9 protein-coding genes are annotated in these 17,763 nt (G+C 43.2%); 7 read left to right on the top strand and 2 right to left on the bottom strand.

What is annotated here, in order from left to right; genetic code table 11:
• Positions 1–367: 367 nt before the first annotated feature.
• The 6 genes from AB4Z08_RS05970 (at position 368) to AB4Z08_RS05945 (ending at position 13,229) form a co-directional block, all read left to right on the top strand.
• The gene (locus tag AB4Z08_RS05970; protein WP_441572816.1) at positions 368–3,712 is read left to right on the top strand and encodes a SusC/RagA family TonB-linked outer membrane protein; all 3,345 of its coding nucleotides are present in this window, start codon (positions 368–370) and stop codon (positions 3,710–3,712) included.
• A gap of 11 nt (positions 3,713–3,723) precedes the next feature.
• Complete coding sequence (locus AB4Z08_RS05965; protein WP_441572815.1) at positions 3,724–5,709, top strand: SusD/RagB family nutrient-binding outer membrane lipoprotein; 1,986 nt, start codon at positions 3,724–3,726, stop codon at positions 5,707–5,709.
• Positions 5,710–6,172: 463 nt separating this feature from the next.
• Positions 6,173–6,775 carry an RNA polymerase sigma-70 factor gene (locus tag AB4Z08_RS05960; protein ID WP_441572833.1) on the top strand — a complete coding sequence of 201 codons (603 nt, stop codon included), beginning with the start codon at positions 6,173–6,175 and terminating at the stop codon, positions 6,773–6,775.
• Between the two features lie 87 nt (positions 6,776–6,862).
• A complete protein-coding gene (locus AB4Z08_RS05955) occupies positions 6,863–8,083 on the top strand; it encodes a FecR family protein (protein ID WP_441572814.1) in 1,221 nt (406 codons plus the stop codon).
• 68 nt (positions 8,084–8,151) lie between these two features.
• Complete coding sequence (locus tag AB4Z08_RS05950) at positions 8,152–11,535, top strand: TonB-dependent receptor (RefSeq protein WP_441572813.1); 3,384 nt, start codon at positions 8,152–8,154, stop codon at positions 11,533–11,535.
• Between the two features lie 17 nt (positions 11,536–11,552).
• Positions 11,553–13,229 (top strand): RagB/SusD family nutrient uptake outer membrane protein, encoded by a 1,677-nt coding sequence (locus tag AB4Z08_RS05945; protein ID WP_441572812.1) that lies wholly within the window; start codon positions 11,553–11,555, stop codon positions 13,227–13,229.
• 78 nt (positions 13,230–13,307) lie between these two features.
• Here the strand turns inward: AB4Z08_RS05945 and AB4Z08_RS05940 are convergent, their stop codons facing one another.
• Both AB4Z08_RS05940 and AB4Z08_RS05935 read right to left on the bottom strand, forming a co-directional pair.
• Entirely contained in the window at positions 13,308–15,701 is a 2,394-nt protein-coding gene (locus AB4Z08_RS05940; RefSeq protein ID WP_441572811.1) for an outer membrane beta-barrel protein, read from the bottom strand.
• 126 nt (positions 15,702–15,827) lie between these two features.
• The gene (locus AB4Z08_RS05935; protein WP_441572810.1) at positions 15,828–16,886 is read right to left on the bottom strand and encodes a helix-turn-helix domain-containing protein; all 1,059 of its coding nucleotides are present in this window, start codon (positions 16,884–16,886) and stop codon (positions 15,828–15,830) included.
• Positions 16,887–17,051: 165 nt separating this feature from the next.
• On the opposite strand from AB4Z08_RS05935, the gene AB4Z08_RS05930 reads away from it, so the two are divergent.
• Complete coding sequence (locus AB4Z08_RS05930; protein WP_441572809.1) at positions 17,052–17,708, top strand: hypothetical protein; 657 nt, start codon at positions 17,052–17,054, stop codon at positions 17,706–17,708.
• Positions 17,709–17,763: the final 55 nt, after the last annotated feature.

Raw genomic sequence — 17,763 nt, 5'->3', positions numbered from 1 at the left:
AGTAATAACCTTACAGGCTATAGTGCTGAAGCCTTGAACAAAGCCGAGTATCCTTTGTCATTTGGCGAGAGTGGTACATAAAGTACCATATACAATGTGTGTAACATTGCATATGGCGACTAATTACTGTCTTATAACCGGGAAAACCGGCTTAGCCTGAATGCATAAAAAAATACTATCTCAACAAACGCTATCTACCGTCAGTATTATCAGCAGGGTGATCTGTTCGGTATTGTAAGTTTTTGACTATAGAAATTAGCAGTCTGGTGCTGATTTCTATAGCAGATGCAAATAGCCTGCAACATAGAAGATTCCCATTCGTGATACTATACCAAAATCAGTTCTATTCAATTATTAAAACTAAAAAATGATGAAGTCAACCAAGAAATGTCTTTTGCTTTTTATGCTCTTTTGCATAGGAAGCATGTTTGCTTATGGGCAGGGGAAAATGACAGTTACAGGTGTCATTAAGGATGGCACAGGCGCAGTTCTTGAAGGAGCTACTGTCGGCGAAAAAGGTACCGTCAACGGTGTACTGACCGGCAAACAGGGTACATTTACTATTAACGTAAAACCAGATGCAAAGCTGGTCATTTCTTTTATTGGATATGTAACACAGGAACTGCCTGCAACCTCTTCTATGCACATAACGTTGGTACCTAGTGTACGAACTACTGATGAGGTAGTGGTGACGGCACTTGGTATCAAAAAACAATCCAAAGCATTAGGATACGCTGTATCCAAAATAGATGCTGACAGGATTATGATTAGTGGTACCCCTTCCAATCCCTTACAGGCACTCTATGGTGCTGCACCCGGCGTACAGGTGGCTGCAACAGCAGCGGGCCCTACTGCCGGTATGAAAATCAACATTCGTAATGCAGTATCTTTTGACGAGAATTCCACCACACGTCCGCTGATTGTGGTAGATGGTGTGCCCATTCATGACCAGAATACCAAAATGGGTTTTGCCGCTACAGATCGTGACAACGGAACTGGTATTAACGATATCAACCCTGACGACATTGCTTCTATGGAAATTCTCAAAGGAGCGAAAGCATCTGTATTGTATGGTAGTGAAGGTGCTAATGGTGTGCTGTTGATTACTACCAAAAGTGGTACTAAAGGAACAGGGCTTGGAGTATCCGCTTCTTATACTACTTCATGGGACCGCGCAGCTTTCCTGCCTAAATTACAAAATGAATATGGTACAGGTTCCAGCCCCAGCAACCCCAGAAATGATGCGGATGGATATTATCTTGATGTGAACGGAAAAAGAGCGCTGGCAACTACATTGGGAGATGGTACCGGTGCCCAGGCATTTGGACCAAAATTTGACCCCAGCGTGAAGGTTTTATGGTGGGATGGTGTAGAAAGACCATGGCAGGCGCAAACCAAAAATATCTATAATGACCTTTACCAGACAGGGCATCAAAATACCACAAACGCGGCAATAAGTGGTGGAGGCGAACAGGGACAGTTCCGTTTCTCCTACACTAATTTAAGTATGACGCCGATCAGACCAGGTTCTCAGTATGATAAAAATACTTTTAGTCTTAGTGCATCTGGTAAAATAAACGATAACATCACCCTTAAATATTCCGGTAACCTGTATCTTTCCAGGAACCTGAATGCTTCCAACCTGAGCACCATGAACGGAGAAGGTCAGCAGACAGAAATTGGAGCCTTCAGTGCTGATATTAATGTTGGTCTGTTAGAATCGCATCTGTTAACACCAGATGGCTATAACTACTTTGCCAGCCCAAGCCGTAGGAACTTAATATCCAATGGTAGAAAAGGGGTGGTTGGTTTCCTGTGGGATCAACTTTATAACAAATCTACTTTCTCAAGATTGCATACTATTCAGTCATTATCTGCTGATATAAAAATCAACAAAATATTTAGTGCTACGCTGATGGGTGGTATTGATTATAGCACAGAGCGGAATGAATATAAAGGCAGATTGCTGGACCCGCAGTTATTAGGGCCCACCAGTGGTATGATGTATAGTGATATGACTAATATATTTAGAAATACCTATGGTCAGGGTATGTTAAATTTCGATACTAAAATAAACAGTGATTTTGATTTATCCGGTTTTGTCGGAGGTGTGATCAGACAAAATTATACAGAAGGAAAAGGTGCATCTGTAAATGGATATGGCCCTGGATTGATGGGGATTCCTAACTTCTTCTCGTTTACTAATTTACCACTGGGCGTATCACCAACTTACCAGGCTATAAACGGACAGGATATATTGTATAGCTTATTGGGATCTGCACAGCTGGCATGGAGAAACCAGGTTTATATTGAAGTACAGGGTAGGCAAGACTGGTCTTCTATTTTACCTCCAGGCAATAACCATTATTTCTACCCAGGTATAAGTGCCGCCTGGATTTTAAGCGAAAGCTGGAAGTTGCCGGAAGTGTTTGATTACGCCAAAGTAAGGGCATCATGGGCAAATGTGGGACGTCCGGGTCCACGCTATTTCAGTAACGTAAACTATGATGTTTCTCAAGTAGGTGGTGGATATGTGTTTACTCCTCCCGGCGATATTCCTCCAATGGATGGTAATGGCGTACCCAACTTAAAACCTGAGCGTAAACGTGAATTGGAAGTAGGTTTTGAAACTTATCTGTTGAAGAACAGAAGAATCGGTATAGACTTCTCGTATTACAAATCTGATATCTACGACCAGATCATGGCAGTAGCTGCCCCTCCGGGAACAGGAGCTAAGAATCAGCGCATGAATGCTGGTGACGTGATGGCCAAAGGATGGGAACTGGCTATTAAAACAAAACCGGTTTTAGCCAAGGATTTTGAATGGGATTTGAATCTGATGTTTGCACACGGTAAAACTGTTGTTAAAAAACTGGATGGCAAACTGCAATCTCTTACCTTATGGAGTTCATTTGGCGCTGTAAATACAGTGGCTAATGTAGGCGAGGAGTATGGTCAGATTTACCTGACTAAGTCAACTTACACTTACAATAATCCTGATAAAGCAGATGATCCGGCTAACGGCAAAAAAGTAGTAAATGCTGCAGGATCTGCTTATGACTACAAAAGCACTGCAAAATTGATTGGTAAAACAATTCCTGATATATCAGGTGGCATCTTCAATTCCTTTTCCTACAAAAACTTCCGCCTGGTGGCAAATATCGACTACCAGTTTGGCGCTACGTTCCTGTCAGGATCAGAAACTTATATGATGGCTGCCGGTGCGTTGAATGAAACACTGAAATACAGAGATGCAGCACATGGTGGCGCGGCTTATTACTTAGATGCTAATTCCAAAAAAGTAGCTGGTAATAATCCCAATGGCGGACCTACCTTCCATGATGGTGTGATATTGGATGGCGTTAGCACTGATGGTAAAACAAATACAAAAGTAGTTTCTGCGGACAATTACTATTACGATTCATACTTCTCAAATGGTTTCTTCCCTGAAGACAGAATCTTTAAAAGCGACTATATAGCACTGCGTAACGTAGCACTCGACTACAATCTGGGTCGGAAGATCGCTCAAAAAATCCGCATGAACAGTCTGACGGTATCTGTTTTTGCAAACAACGTGGCTTATCTTTATAAAGCGGCGCCAAATTCAGTACCGGAATCCACTAACGGAACCGGCTGGGGCGTAGGTTCCTATGGAACAACAGCATTACCTGCACAACGTTCAATAGGTATTTCTATCAAAACTAAATTCTAAAAGCAACTAAGATGAAATACATACATTTAAAATCGCTTTTCTTACTTACGTTGTTAATATCCTCCGTAGGATGTAAGAAGAAACTGGAAGAATTATATCAGAATCCGGATGGATATTCGAAAGATATGGCGGATAAGTCCGGCGTAAGTGTTATTGCCGGATTCTTCACTTCTCAGCTAACGCAGGGATTCTTTTTGAGTGGAGATTATGGTTCTGTTTATCACCAGGTAAGAAGTGGAGGAAGGATTACGGCTAGTGGCATTCAAATTTATAACGTAATGTCAGAAGGGGGTGCATACTCGCTTGCAGATGTTGAGCATGACTGGGGGACAGGTGGTTTTAACGAATCTATTTTCAACTTCGTGAATACCCAATGGATCACGCCAATAATCTGGGCACAACGGGAATACAATAAAACAGCACCGGAGAAACGTACCGTTTCAGATAGTCTGTATATCACCTTAATGCATGTTTTAAAAGGGTATGCTTATCAAAGAGCCACTGACATGTATGATAAGGTGCCATACATAGAAACAGGTACTGCAGGTGGATTGGACGGACTTAAAGCAAAGTATCTTGGTCAGGCGGAAATCTATCCGAAAATAATCAACGAATTGAAAGCTGCTGATGCAACGCTGACGAATCTGACACTCACTTCTACTCAGCAGGCATCCTTTAATCAACAGGATATCCTTTTTGGTGGAAATCTTTTGAAATGGCGTAAGTATATTAATTCATTGAGATTACGTTGTGCAATGAACGTAAGCGAGGTGACGCCTGCGCTTACAAGGCAAGTGCTGACAGAGTTGCAGGGCAAGCCTTTATTGACCGACTATAACGATGTAGCTGGTGTGGCCGACATCGCTGTTATTGCACTGAATCGTATTTGTAATGAATTAGGAATTACACGTTCTTTCAGGGAAAGAGGGGCTGATTTCACAGCAGGGAAAAAATTCCTGCAGGACGTGATGTATTGTCAACCGACCGAAGGCAGCAAGGTGGTAAACGGAAAAACATTATTCTATTTTAGTGGTGATAATTCCGCAACAGGTTTGTTGAATGGTACTGTTGATCCGCGTGTTTCTTATATCTTCTCCCCAGACTGTATTGGCAGATATCTGGGTACTGAAACAAAATGGGATGGCAATGCAGATCCAAATAGTTATTTAAATAAAGTTTTGCGTGGCTACTACATCAACGATCCTATCATGACTGACATTTCAAAGACCACCTTTTATTATGGTCCAAACAAAAGCCTGTCAATTGAATTGGATGCAGCGTCAAAAACAGATCTGAGCAAACGTGAAGCATTCCTGTTAAATGCACTTCGCAGTAGACTCGCTAATTCCGAGGACACTGATGGGAACGTAGGTTCTGAAAGAAATCTGGTTGCCGCATATAATGTACGCCCCGAATTCAACTTTGCACTGAAGTTTCCAACCATTCATGCGGTTGAAACAGAGCTTTCATTGGCTGAAGCAGCAGTAAGAGGTTGGGGGCAACTGAATGGAAGTGCCCGCGAACACTACAAGAATGCGATCATCTTGTCCTGCAAATACTGGTATGAACTGAATAACTCAAATCAGTATTCAAAGACCACTTTGCCGGCGATGCCAACCACGATGGATGATTCGAGAATCAATGCCAAACCTGCTATGGAATATAATGCAAGTGCTTTTGCTGAAAATGCCGCCCAGAAATTTGATGCCATGTCAAGCGTGCAACAGGTACAGGCAATTTTTAATCAGCTGCAGCTGCACTACAATATGATAAACTTTGAAGTGCCATACACTGCTGCCCGCAGATTAATTAAATATGTGGGTACAAATCCAGCTTCTATGTATGATAAATACAAATGGAAAGAAAGAATGAGCTATCCAAGCAGCATTCAGGCTTCCGATCCCGAAGGCTGGAATATCATCAGCTCTACCAATAACCCGGATCTTCCAATGTGGTTTACAGGTCGTACTACCAAATGGAAGAATGCACTGGAATAGGAGTGAAAAGTCTTAAAAAAATAGAAAAGAGAACGTCGCAAAAATGAAATGCGCGTAAAACATAATCTTCTGGCAGGTGAAGCAGACACCTCCTGATGGTTTAATAGCAAAGTGAAGACAGCAATAAGGCCGCCATTGTGCGGCTTTATTGCTTTTGTATAAATGACTGGAAATTAGCTCGACCGGATTTTAGCACTTGCTTTCATAGAGATTCTCCAATGGTAAATCTACTATCTGGATAAGTAGCTTCAAACGATGTGTGGTAGGGGATAGACATACATTTCTATTGTATTAGATGAAAGCAAACATAACCTGCCCACTATAGAATGGCAGCTTGCATATTATATATAAAAAATACGCTATTTTACCCCGAAATAGTGAATATACTAACAAACATTGCGATGATGATAATAGCAAAACCGCTCGCCATCACTTATCTTCGTTACAATCGTGGACATAGTAAATCGCCAAAATCACTTTAGGACCAATTATATATCGTTGTGAAAAAGAGCTCCTGCAGCGTATTGCGGCAGGTGACGATATGGCGTTTACCCATCTTTTCCATACTTACCATCAACAGCTGGGGGAATACATCTGCAGGATCACGGGGTCTATCACGGCGGCAGAAGAAATTGTGCAGGAAGCATTCGTAAAGATATGGACCAAGAGGCACCTGCTCAACGATGTAGAGAATATCAGATCCTATTTGTATCGGTTGTGCAGGAATCAAACCCTGAATAACCTGCGGCAGCTCGCAAAAGAAAGAGCTAACCAACATGAGTGGGGCCAAACGGCAGGCAGTGTTATGGAGGACGAATTGAATAAGGAAACCTACTTCAGGTTGATCGATGAAGCTGTGGCCAAGCTACCACCCCAACAACAAAAGGCTTATTTACTGAGCCGCAGTGAAGATCTGACTTATGAGGAAATAGCCAATCGGATGAACATTTCCCGGGATACGGTTAAAAAACATCTCCAACTGGCTGTAAGGTTTATTATGAATTACGTGCGTCAGCACGCCGGTATGCCGGTTATAGCCATCGGCATTTTCTCTTCTTTGGTATAAAAATCGCTCTCCCGAAAAAAAAGTTTACAGCGCATTACCCCTTTTGCCGACTTTCTGTGTCTTACCCCTGAAAAATGCATCCACATAATGATGAGCGAAAGACAGCATTACCTTTTCCAGCGATACTTTGAAAAACTGGCCACTCCGGAAGAAGCGGCTGAACTAATGTCGTGGTTGGCCGAAAACGCATCTGACCAGGAGGTGTTGTCATTGATGGATGGAACCTGGGAGAGCTTTGTTCCCACGCAGCCGGTATTTGATGAGGAAAAGAGCAACCGGATGTTGCAGTATGCACTTCAGGCACCTGTAGAAAAACAGCGAATGAAATACTGGCGCAGTTGGGCCGCTGCCGCTGCTGTTCTTCTGCTGTTTTTGTCCTCGGGCTACCTGCTGATGAAGAAAACTTCCCCAGCGGTACATCATCATCAACTGGCTAAATTAAAAAACGATATCACGCCGGCGAACGGGAACGTAGTATTAACACTTGCCAATGGTGCCAGTATTGTGCTGGATGATGCGGCTAATGGCCATCTTGCCAGTCAGGGAGGGAGTAGTGTTATAAAACAAAACGGGCGGCTATCCTATGCGGTGGCTGGCAAAAGCGGGACAACCACGATATACAATACCATCTCTACTACCAGGGGAAAGCAATATATGGTAATACTCTCGGATGGTACCAAAGTATGGCTGAATGCCACCTCGTCACTTCGTTACCCGGCTGTTTTTGATGACACTATCCGAAAGGTGGAACTAAGTGGAGAAGCCTATTTCGAAGTGGCACATAATAGGAAGGCTCCATTTATCGTGGCTACGGTTCCTCCTGCCGGCGGACGAAGCGCAGAAGTAAGGGTGTTGGGCACTCATTTTAACGTAAAGGCTTACAAAGATGAATCACTCGTTAAAACGACACTGCTGGAAGGCAGTGTGCGTATGTCAACCATAAAAGATGCTACTACCAAAACCAGGATCTCTGCTTTGCTGGCACCTGGCCAACAGGCACAACTCTCCCATCTTTCAGGGGAGGAAGATCATCACATTCACCTGGTAAAAGAAGTAAACGTTCACCAGATCCTCGCCTGGAAAAATGATTTGTTTGATTTCGAAAATGAAACTATTCAGGACATCATGCGGCAACTGACACGCTGGTATGATATAGAAGTTGAATTTAAAGGAGATATCCCGGAGAAGCACTACTACGGGGCTATCCGCCGGCAGGTAAATATTTCAGAAGTATTTAAAATGCTGGAAATAGCGGGAAATATAACCTTCAGTATCAACGGTAAAAAAGTATACGTACAGAAAAAATAATATCAACCTACAGCATCGGTAGCAATTGCTAACATATTCCCTAACACGAACATTAATATTTCACACGTATGAAAATTCGAGTTGTCTGCTCTGCTAATGGCAGAACGAAATGGGTCAGGTTCACCAAACTGATCTTTCTTTTTCTCACCTTCTCGGCAATGCAATCGTTTGCCAAAGCCTATTCACAAAAAATCAACGTCAACCTGAAGAGCGTATACCTGGACAATGTTTTTAGAGAAATACAACGACAAACAGATTACCTGTTTCTGTATACTGCCGAAGAAGTTAAAAAAGCAGGTAAAGTAAATGTCAGTGTAAAAAATAGTACAGTAGAAGAAACGATGCAGCAATGCTTGTCGTCAACAGGCCTGGGTTTTCATATTGTGGATAAAACAATTGTACTGGACCCGAATCCAGTTCCAACGGATAATGCAGCTAAGCGGGCCGCCCGCCAGAAGATATCCGGTACCATTATACACCAGGAAACAAAAGAACCATTGATTGGTGTAACCATCATCATCAAAGGCACCAAAACAGCTACTATCTCAGACAGTAAAGGTCACTTTGAAATTGACGCAAACCCGGGACAGACAATGGTGTTGACCTATGTAGGTTTTGCTGCCAAAGAAATAGTCATCAGCAACCAGACATCCCTGAATATTCAATTACAGGAGCAGCCTAAATCAGTATCTGAAATTGTAGTAGTAGGCTACGGCACTACAAAAAGAACGGACCTCACCGGCTCTGTGGGTACCGTGAATGCAAGTGACCTGGGTAAGGTAACCACTACTAATCTGGGACAGGCCATCCAGGGACGTATGAGCGGTGTTCAGGTAACGCAGACTTCTGGTCAGCCGGGCGCAGGCGCCGATATAAAAGTACGCGGCGTAGGCTCTGTAAAATCCGGTAATAGCCCGCTGGTATTGGTAGATGGCTTTGTAGGCAATATGAATGACATCGATGCGGATGATGTAGAGTCGATTACCGTGTTAAAAGATGCATCTGCTGCAGCCATCTACGGATCAAGGGCAGCGAATGGAGTGCTGCTGGTCACCACTAAGAAAGGAAAAGCCGGTAAAGCATCTGTAGAATTTAAATCAGAAAACGGGTGGCAGTCACTAACTAAAAAGCCGCACTACCTCAATGGTCCCGAGTGGGCTCAGCATCAGAATGAAGCCCGGCAATACAATGGTAAATCCCCTTTCTGGGTAGATGCGACTGCACCTGAAACCATTACGCAGTGGACGGATTGGTCTGACTACGTATTCAGTACAGCTCCGATACAGGATTATCACCTCGGTGTGAGCGGTGGTACTGATAAAACCCAGTACGCCATAGGAATAGGTTATGTTAATCAACAGGGAACCATCATCGGCACAAATTTCGACAGAATTAATACCCGTATCAATTTTCAACAGGAGATCACAGATCATATCAGAACAGGTATTAACCTCAGTTATATCCGCTCTGCTTATACCACTACCATCACTGCGTTTTCTTCTTCGCAGCCCGCTGCATTAAATGGTATTACGGCGGCACCACCTACCATCCCCGCTTATAATCCTGATGGACTTCCCGGCGCGCCACGTCCCGGATATCCCGGCGAAGCCTATATTACAAATACCACCTGGAAAACACCTTCTATCGCCAATGATATCCTGGATAATCTTTCCCGGAGTAATAAAACCTTCGGAAATCTTTTTGCAGAAGTAGACCTGATAAAGGGATTAAAATACAGACTCGTAGTAAATGGTTCTGTGATGAATAATTTCAATGAAGAATGGACCAGCAAATGGGCTATCTATTCTCCTGCTGATCTTAATCACACTACTCCGCTGGCGCAGGGAGCCACTGCCAGTCTACGTAATTTATCCAAAGAAAGTTATGTGTGGGAAGTACAAAATCTGTTAACCTACGTGAGAACTTTCGGAAAGCACAGTCTCAACGCTTTACTCGGCGTGTCTTACGAAAAAGGGGATGGCTACCAGTTTGATGCTTCGAAAACGGATTTTCCCAACAACGATTTACAGGTGCTGGGCGCAGGTAATACACTGGGCGCCATCAACGGCGGATATGTAGATCCTTATTCCCTCACCTCACAATTTGGCCGCATCAATTATTCCTATAACGACAGATACCTGTTCCAGGCCAATATACGTCGAGATGGTTCTTCTGTGTTCGCACCGGGTAAACAGCAAGGCATTTTTCCATCCTTCTCTGCGGGATGGCGCGTATCACAGGAGCCATTCATGAAGCAATTGAAAGCCGTCAGCAACCTGAAAATCAGGGGTAGCTGGGGACAGCTGGGAAATGCCAATATTCCGGCGTATGCGTGGATCAGCACCATTGATGTTACTGGCGGCGCAGTATTCGGTAATCCGCAAACAAGACAACCGGCATATTTTCCCAACCAGATGTCTAACGAAAACGTAAAATGGGAAACTACCACCACTACTGATATTGGTTTGGAATTAGGCTTGTTCAACGACCGCATCACCTTTGAAGGAGATGTATACAATAAGAAAACAACAGACATGCTGTTGGACGCTACCATTCCATTCACTGCTGGCTTTACTTCCGGTCCGGTAGTGAACATCGGAGAAGTTCAGAACAAAGGCTGGGAGGTACTATTGCGGTACCAGGATAACATCGGAGATTTTAATTACAGTGCTTCCGTTAATCTTTCCCACAATCAAAATAAACTGGTAAACCTGGGCGGTGTAAAATCAATGCTGACCGGACCCCTGAAATCAGATGAGGGGCTGCCATTATACGCTTACTGGGGCTTTCAAGCGGATGGCATCTGGAGAACCAAGGATGAAATCAATGCAAACCCTCATCGCAGCGGCGACAGGCCCGGCATGGTACGTTTCCTGGATCTGAACAACGACAAACAGATTACAGATGCAGATAAAACTGTTATCGGTAGCTATCTGCCGAAATATGTTTATGGCTTTAATGCTGCATTTCGCTGGAGAGGAATCGATGTTTCTATTTTGTTCCAGGGAGAGAAAGACAAGGACATGCTTGTTGAGTCAGTATTTGGTGGGAATGGGGAAGGAGAAGATAATAACATAGACAGATATTACTGGGATAACAGGGCGATACTTGATAAAGACGGCAACGTAACGAGCGGTACAACACCCGCTGCCGGTGCGGTAAAGGGAGATGCCATCTGGAGTAGTTACCTGGTGCAGGACGCCTCTTATCTGAGGCTTAAAAATTTACAGATAGGTTATACCCTGCCTAAAAAATGGATAGCACCATTGCGGATACAGTCGCTGCGATTATATGCCAATGGCACCAATTTAGTTACCTGGACTAAATTTACTGGTTATGATCCCGAAATGAAACCATCAGAGCCCAGTGGTATTAATGCTTACTCCCGCGGAGGAGTAGACGCATATCCGGTAGCCAAATCGATCACCCTGGGCGCAAGACTTACTTTCTAAATCTTTAATCGGCAGTTATGAAAAAGATACTAAAGCTTTCCACCTTATTACTGTGTATTCTCTGTCTGACGCAATCGGGATGTAAGAAAAACTTTTTATCATCTTACCCGAAAAATAATCTTTCAGAAACTAATTTTTATAAAACAGAAGATGACTTCACCAGCGCCGTAAACGGTATTTATGATGCGATGCAGGCCGACAGGGAATTGAGCTTTTTTCCGATGACGGATATCGCTACTCCCTATGCTGGTTTTGGAGATACACGCTTTGGACAATATGACAATGGGATATTTGGTATAACTGATGGCTGGTTAATGGGGCAAACTTTATGGGTAGCGTGGTACCGGGTAGTGTTCAGAGCCAACCTGGTGTTAGATCATATTGATGCCAAAGATGTAACACTCTCGGCGGCCATGCATGACAGGTTGAAAGGAGAGGCGTTATTTCTCCGCTCACTAGCCTATTTTTATCTTGCTAATCTGTATGGAGATGTGCCACTGATCACACGTGTATTAAAATATGAAGAGCTGCTTACGCCCCGCAATAAAAAGTCGGAAGTAGTTGCAGCTATCATCGCTGATCTTAAAACAGCAGAAACATTATTGCCTTCTGTTACTACCTATCGCAGTAAGAAGTCGCTGCTGGGAAGAGCCAGCAAAGGTGCGGCTAAATCGCTGTTGGGTAAGGTATATGTATATGAAAAAATGTGGCCGGAAGCAGCAACTAAATTAAATGAAGTGATCAATGTGGATAAAGACTATGACCTGGAGCCTCAGTTCCTGGACTTGTTCTGGCCGGCTACAGAAAATGGCAAAGAATCCATTTTTGAAATTCAATATGCAGGTGGTCTAAAAGAAGGGAATTCTTATGTACGTTTTGCAGCGCCCAATACCACCTCGCTGATATCCACTGCTGGATTTGGTTATGTAACACCAACAGAAGACTATACCAATTTATTTGAAACCACCAATGGTTATCCGGTAACCAGCACCTTTGTAAGCAGGGTAGCAGCGGGAAGTGCTTACCGCTATAAGTTTACCTATGCCTCCGCAGATCCGGCCTTTGATCCATCTAAACCATACAACAACCGGGACCCGCGACTGGCCTGGACGGTATGGTATGAAAACACCCCCTACATCGCAGAATTCCAGGCCCGCACCGGCCAGAGTGGTGTAAACTATCTACAGCAATATGCGAATGAAAACGGGCATAATACGGTGAAATATGTCATCGGTAAATTAGATCTTACTGCCGGTGACAGCCCTGGTAATATGATCCTGATCAGGTATGCAGATGTTTTATTATTGTACGCAGAAACATTAATAGAATTGAATCGGAGCGCAGAAGCCGCCACCTATATTAATAAAGTGCGTCAGCGCCCCAGTGTTGCCATGCCTACCATACAGGCGCTGGAAGTGGTGCAACATAAAACCATTATTGCAGATCAGCAGGCGATGCGGAATTTTCTGCATGAGGAACGCTATCGTGAACTGGCTTTCGAGTGGGGACACCTGTACATGGATCAGATCAGATGGGATGTATTTGCAGATGAAATCGTGAAGTACTGGACTGCCGGAAAATATGGAGGTAATAATCCAGCACTGAATAGCTTCGATAAACGTCATTATCTGTGGCCTATCCCTGCAGAAGAAAGAAATAAAAATCCGCAGTTATCTCAGAACCCCGGTTACTGAGTAGCATGTGTGTTGAAGGTATTCAGCCACAAGCTGGCGGGATACCTTCAACTATTAAATCTATCAGGCATTAAATTATTACATACCAGCCCTTTTCTCTTCCTCATTTTTATTTTCCTGTTTGCTCTTCTGCGTAGATTTTCCAAAGCTATAACTGAGGGTAATAGCCATCTTCCGGTTACCATTCCAGTGCTGCAGCTGGTTGTCAATAATACTTTTTTCCCTGAATTTTAAGCGTATAAAATAGGTGTCAAATATATCGTAGTAGTTAATCCGGGAATTTAATCTTCCTTTCATCCAGCTTTTCTGAACACCGAGATCAACACTGGCCATTGGTTTGACGGTATAAAGACCGCGTCCTCCTGCGGAGCGGTAAAAATAGGAGATGTCGGAAGTGATTCCTTTGGATAATGTAAACACCTGGCTGCCCGAAATAGTATAATCAAATACAGGAATAGCATAGGTTACGCCGTGATAGGGTGTCTTCTCTTTTTTATAGGTTCCACTGACGGTATGATTCATTTTCCACCAGCTATAGATGGTAAGTGGGAAACTTATATCAATACCACCAAAATCATTATAGGGTAAGTTTCTGCCGAGGTATTGCAATACATTGGTAATGCTGTCATATTCCGGATAACGGGTCATAGGGTCCGATTCTCTGCCAAAATACACAGAAATATTAAGTGCCCGTCGGGTATAAGCAATCGTAAACATATCCGTTTTGGATGGTAGCAGATAAGGATTGCCTACATAGTAATTGAGTGGACTATTATAAAACCGGAAAGGATTTAGTTGAGCAAAGTTGGGACGCGTCATACGCCGGCTGTAGGAGAGGTGGAGTTGTTGGGAGGGGCGGAGCGGAAACGTAAAGCTGAAGCCGGGTAGCCAGGTTAAATAATCTCTTGTTGTCAACTCGTGCTGCGAAATGGCGTTGCCCGTACTATGTGTATGTTCTGTCCGCAGACTCACGCCATAGCTCCATTTATTAACGGTCCCTTCGTAAGCAACGTATCCTGCCGAAATGTATTCATCGTATTGAAAATTATTGGTACGACTACTGTCGGGCGCAAAAATAGCTGCATGGGTAAGGGTGTCATAACGCAATTTATTTTTTGTGGTGGTAAAAGCAAACCTGCCGCCGGCGCTCCATTTCCCTTTACCGGCATTTCCCGAAAGATCGGCCTGTACAGAACGGATCAGGATATCATTTTCCAGATTGGTTTTCCAGTAATCCAGGAGATAGTGGGTAGCCGCATTTTTTGTTTGTATATCCTCATTTTGCCGGTTATTTATTTTTAGGAGAGAAGACAATATTTCCAGCTGAGTGTTACCCAGGTGGCCGCTATAATTGAGATTGACGGCATAAGTATGCTGTTTGGGCCCTCCGTTATTAACGCTGTAGGTTTCGGAAATGAGTTTTTGCGCCGTGGCATCTGTGGTATGGAGCGTGTTGAAGGAATAGATATCGCGGTTTGCCTGAAAAGCGCGGGCCATGATCTCAATATGCTGCCCCTTTGCAAAGCTGTAGTCTGCGCCCAGTTGATAGTTGAAATTATTATTGCCGGTTAATACCCTGGTGTTGGTGGCCATTATGTTGGTATTGGCCAGGTGCTGTAAGGCTGCATACTGGTAGATGCTTTTGCCGGCGGTATAACCCAGCCGGGCGGTATAGGCGATCTTCCTTGTTTTGTAGGTGAGCGATAAATTATTATCGGCCAGATGATATTCATTTTGCTGGATGTTGGTACTGATGTTGCCTTTCCAGCCCAGTGTGAGGTCACGTTTCAGCTTAATATCAATAATGCCTTTGTATTCGCCATTATATTTGGAAGAAGGATTGGTGATGATGTCGATAGATGCTATCATGTCGGGCGAAAGGCTGGCCAGATAGTTTTGTAGTTCTTCCGGGCTCATGGGAACTGGCTTCCCGTCAATGAATATGCCAGGCGTTATGCCGCCGGACATTTGAAGTGTGCCATCTCCATCTATCCGGAGGCCTGGAATTTTTTTCAGAATATCGAAGGTATTGGCAGCAGCAGTAAAAAGTGGATTGCCGGAAATATTAAGGACCAACCTGTCTGCCAGTCGTTGGAAGACGGGTTTTTGTCCGCTGACAATTACCTCGTTTAACTGGCTGGCAACCGTTGTCATGGAAATATCGCCAAGATAGATCGTATTATCCGGGCCATTTTCCAGTATCACATCTCTATATAATTTGCTATACCCAAAAGAGGAAAACAATAGGGTATACCTGCCGCTCAGGAGGCCCGGTAGTTCAAAAATACCGACCGTATCGGTGACCTGCCCCTTGATCAGGGTGGAATCTTTCAGTGAAAGCAGGCTAACGGAAACGAACCCGATGCCCTGACCGGTTTTGTCATCGACCGTTTTTCCTTTGATATTTATTTGGGCATTAACAGAAAAGCAGACTACTATCAGCAGGCTAAATACCAGGCAAAATTTTGTCATCATCAACGGTTTTCAGCAAACGTAATGAGGAGACAGACAGTGGGGGTTTGACATCCGGAAATCAGGCGTACGGATTTATAAAACCGGACTGTTTAAATTGTATATGCCTGGTTATCAGTGAAGTATTTAATGGCTTTTTTCAAGGCTTTCTTTATAAAGTGCCGGCGTGGTATCCTTTACTTTCCTGAAAGCAGCATAGAATGTTGATTTCGAATTATAACCTACCTCATATCCGATGGCTTCAAAAGTGAGATGACTGTTGCAGGTAATTAATTTGCAGGCTTCCCGGATCCTGTATTCATTAATGTAGGTGGAAAAACTTTTGCCAACATTGTCATTCAGCAATTGTGATAGTTGATGCGGGGTAATATTGATATGTTTCGCCAGATCGTTTAACTTAAGGTTAGGATCCTGGTACAGTTTCTTATCTAGTATCACACTTTCTAATTTTTCTACCCACACCAATGCATCTGTAGTCGCTATTTTCTTTTTTTCCGGTTTGATGGATAGCCGGGTATTTTCAAACTTTGCACCATTCAACTGATAGAAAATGGCCAGATATAATAGTGCGGAAAGTAAAACAGGGCCGCTGATATACAGATAGCAGGCAACTCCCGACCACGACAATATATAAGTTATACAGATCGCACAGTTACTCAGATACAACAACAGCCAGAATTTATCCGTCTCATTGAGCGCCGCCGCATTTACGAAAAAAGTCTTTAATACATCTTTTAACAGAACGCCGGTGGCTACCAGGTAAATCATCCACTGACCATATATCACATAAGTAATTGTATGTTTCCAGGTATCAGGATAAGTTTGGTAAGGAATAAAAATCCCGGTTAAGATAATGATCCCTACCAGCGCCCCCCAGGTCCATTTCCATGAATCAGGAATGGTGGTCAGCTTTTGCGTGGCCGACCTGAAAAAGTAATACAGTGAAGGCCCAATAAGAAAACAGGCCGATAGCCCTATCTGCAGGTATATTTTAGGCAATGAAGGATGGAAATATAAAAAGACGGATTTAATAACCCGGAAACTCAGTGTCAGCAGCAGTATAGACAGGAAAATAGTGGGGAGCGTTTTTTTTCTCTTACTAAAGAAAAGGTAAAGACTAAGGATCATGCCGTTAAAAGCGCCCAGGGCACTAACAAAAAATAATATTTGCTGACCAATATTCATGGAGGAACGATACGTGTTTTTACAGATGAAATATAAGCGAATTTTAAATAGTACAATGTTGTGATTTTTCCTGCATACATGAAAATTTGAGATGTAATTGATAACATATCCATTATTATGTATTAATATTAAAATATATATTTGAGCGCCATTTAATTAAACCCTATGAAAAGATTATTATTCGCCTTATGCCTGGTACTAACACTTGGTGCCTGTCAGCAACTGAGTTTTAAAAAGCTGAAAGAGCTGACGCTTGGGCAACAGAGCTTAAAGAATAAAAAATACTATGTACTTAATGCCAGAGGATTTTATGTGGAGGAGATAGAGCTTGATTTTATAACGGAAGACAAACTGAAGGCAACCATTACAATTTATGCAGGTTTGTACGGCATGAAAAATATTAAAACCCATCCTGAACTTGTGAAACAATCAACAATAATAGCATATACATGGAAGGATGGTTTTTTGGGTATTCCTCCATTTAATTTCTATGTAAAATTGGAACCGACAGAAAATGGGGATTTAATCAGCCAATCAAAGGAGGTGCTTTATAAAACTTCCGCGCTGGACTATCCGGGAATGACCAAATTTAAGGAAAGAATCAAGGTTTACGCGGACGATAAGGAGACGGAGAAATTCCTTATCGGATTAGTGGAATATCCATCCCGGAAATCTTCTAATCAGTATAACAAGCCTTTTTCTCCACCCGTTAAAATGAATGATGTAGTAGTGCCGGACGCCCCACAGATATCGGAAGTACCGCAGATACCTGATAACGAAACAATCATTTCTGAGGAGCAGGAAGAAGCCGAGCAGCCCTAATGTGGAAGGCATATATTGTTTGGATTACTTCTAAAAAGGACTTACACACGAAAAA

Source organism: Chitinophaga sp. RAB17 (assembly GCF_052114225.1).
Lineage (GTDB): Bacteria > Bacteroidota > Bacteroidia > Chitinophagales > Chitinophagaceae > Chitinophaga.
This window is presented reverse-complemented; position numbering and strand designations above follow the sequence as displayed.

Excerpts from the sequence above, each read along its gene's own strand:
- AB4Z08_RS05940 (WP_441572811.1), bottom strand. The coding sequence starts at position 15,701 with ATGACAAAATTTTGCCTGGTATTTAGCCTGCTGATAGTAGTCTGCTTT.
- AB4Z08_RS05965 (WP_441572815.1), top strand. The coding sequence starts at position 3,724 with ATGAAATACATACATTTAAAATCGCTTTTCTTACTTACGTTGTTAATA.
- AB4Z08_RS05930 (WP_441572809.1), top strand. The coding sequence starts at position 17,052 with ATGAAAAGATTATTATTCGCCTTATGCCTGGTACTAACACTTGGTGCC.
- AB4Z08_RS05945 (WP_441572812.1), top strand. The coding sequence starts at position 11,553 with ATGAAAAAGATACTAAAGCTTTCCACCTTATTACTGTGTATTCTCTGT.
- AB4Z08_RS05935 (WP_441572810.1), bottom strand. The coding sequence starts at position 16,886 with ATGAATATTGGTCAGCAAATATTATTTTTTGTTAGTGCCCTGGGCGCT.
- AB4Z08_RS05955 (WP_441572814.1), top strand. The coding sequence starts at position 6,863 with ATGATGAGCGAAAGACAGCATTACCTTTTCCAGCGATACTTTGAAAAA.
- AB4Z08_RS05950 (WP_441572813.1), top strand. The coding sequence starts at position 8,152 with ATGAAAATTCGAGTTGTCTGCTCTGCTAATGGCAGAACGAAATGGGTC.
- AB4Z08_RS05970 (WP_441572816.1), top strand. The coding sequence starts at position 368 with ATGATGAAGTCAACCAAGAAATGTCTTTTGCTTTTTATGCTCTTTTGC.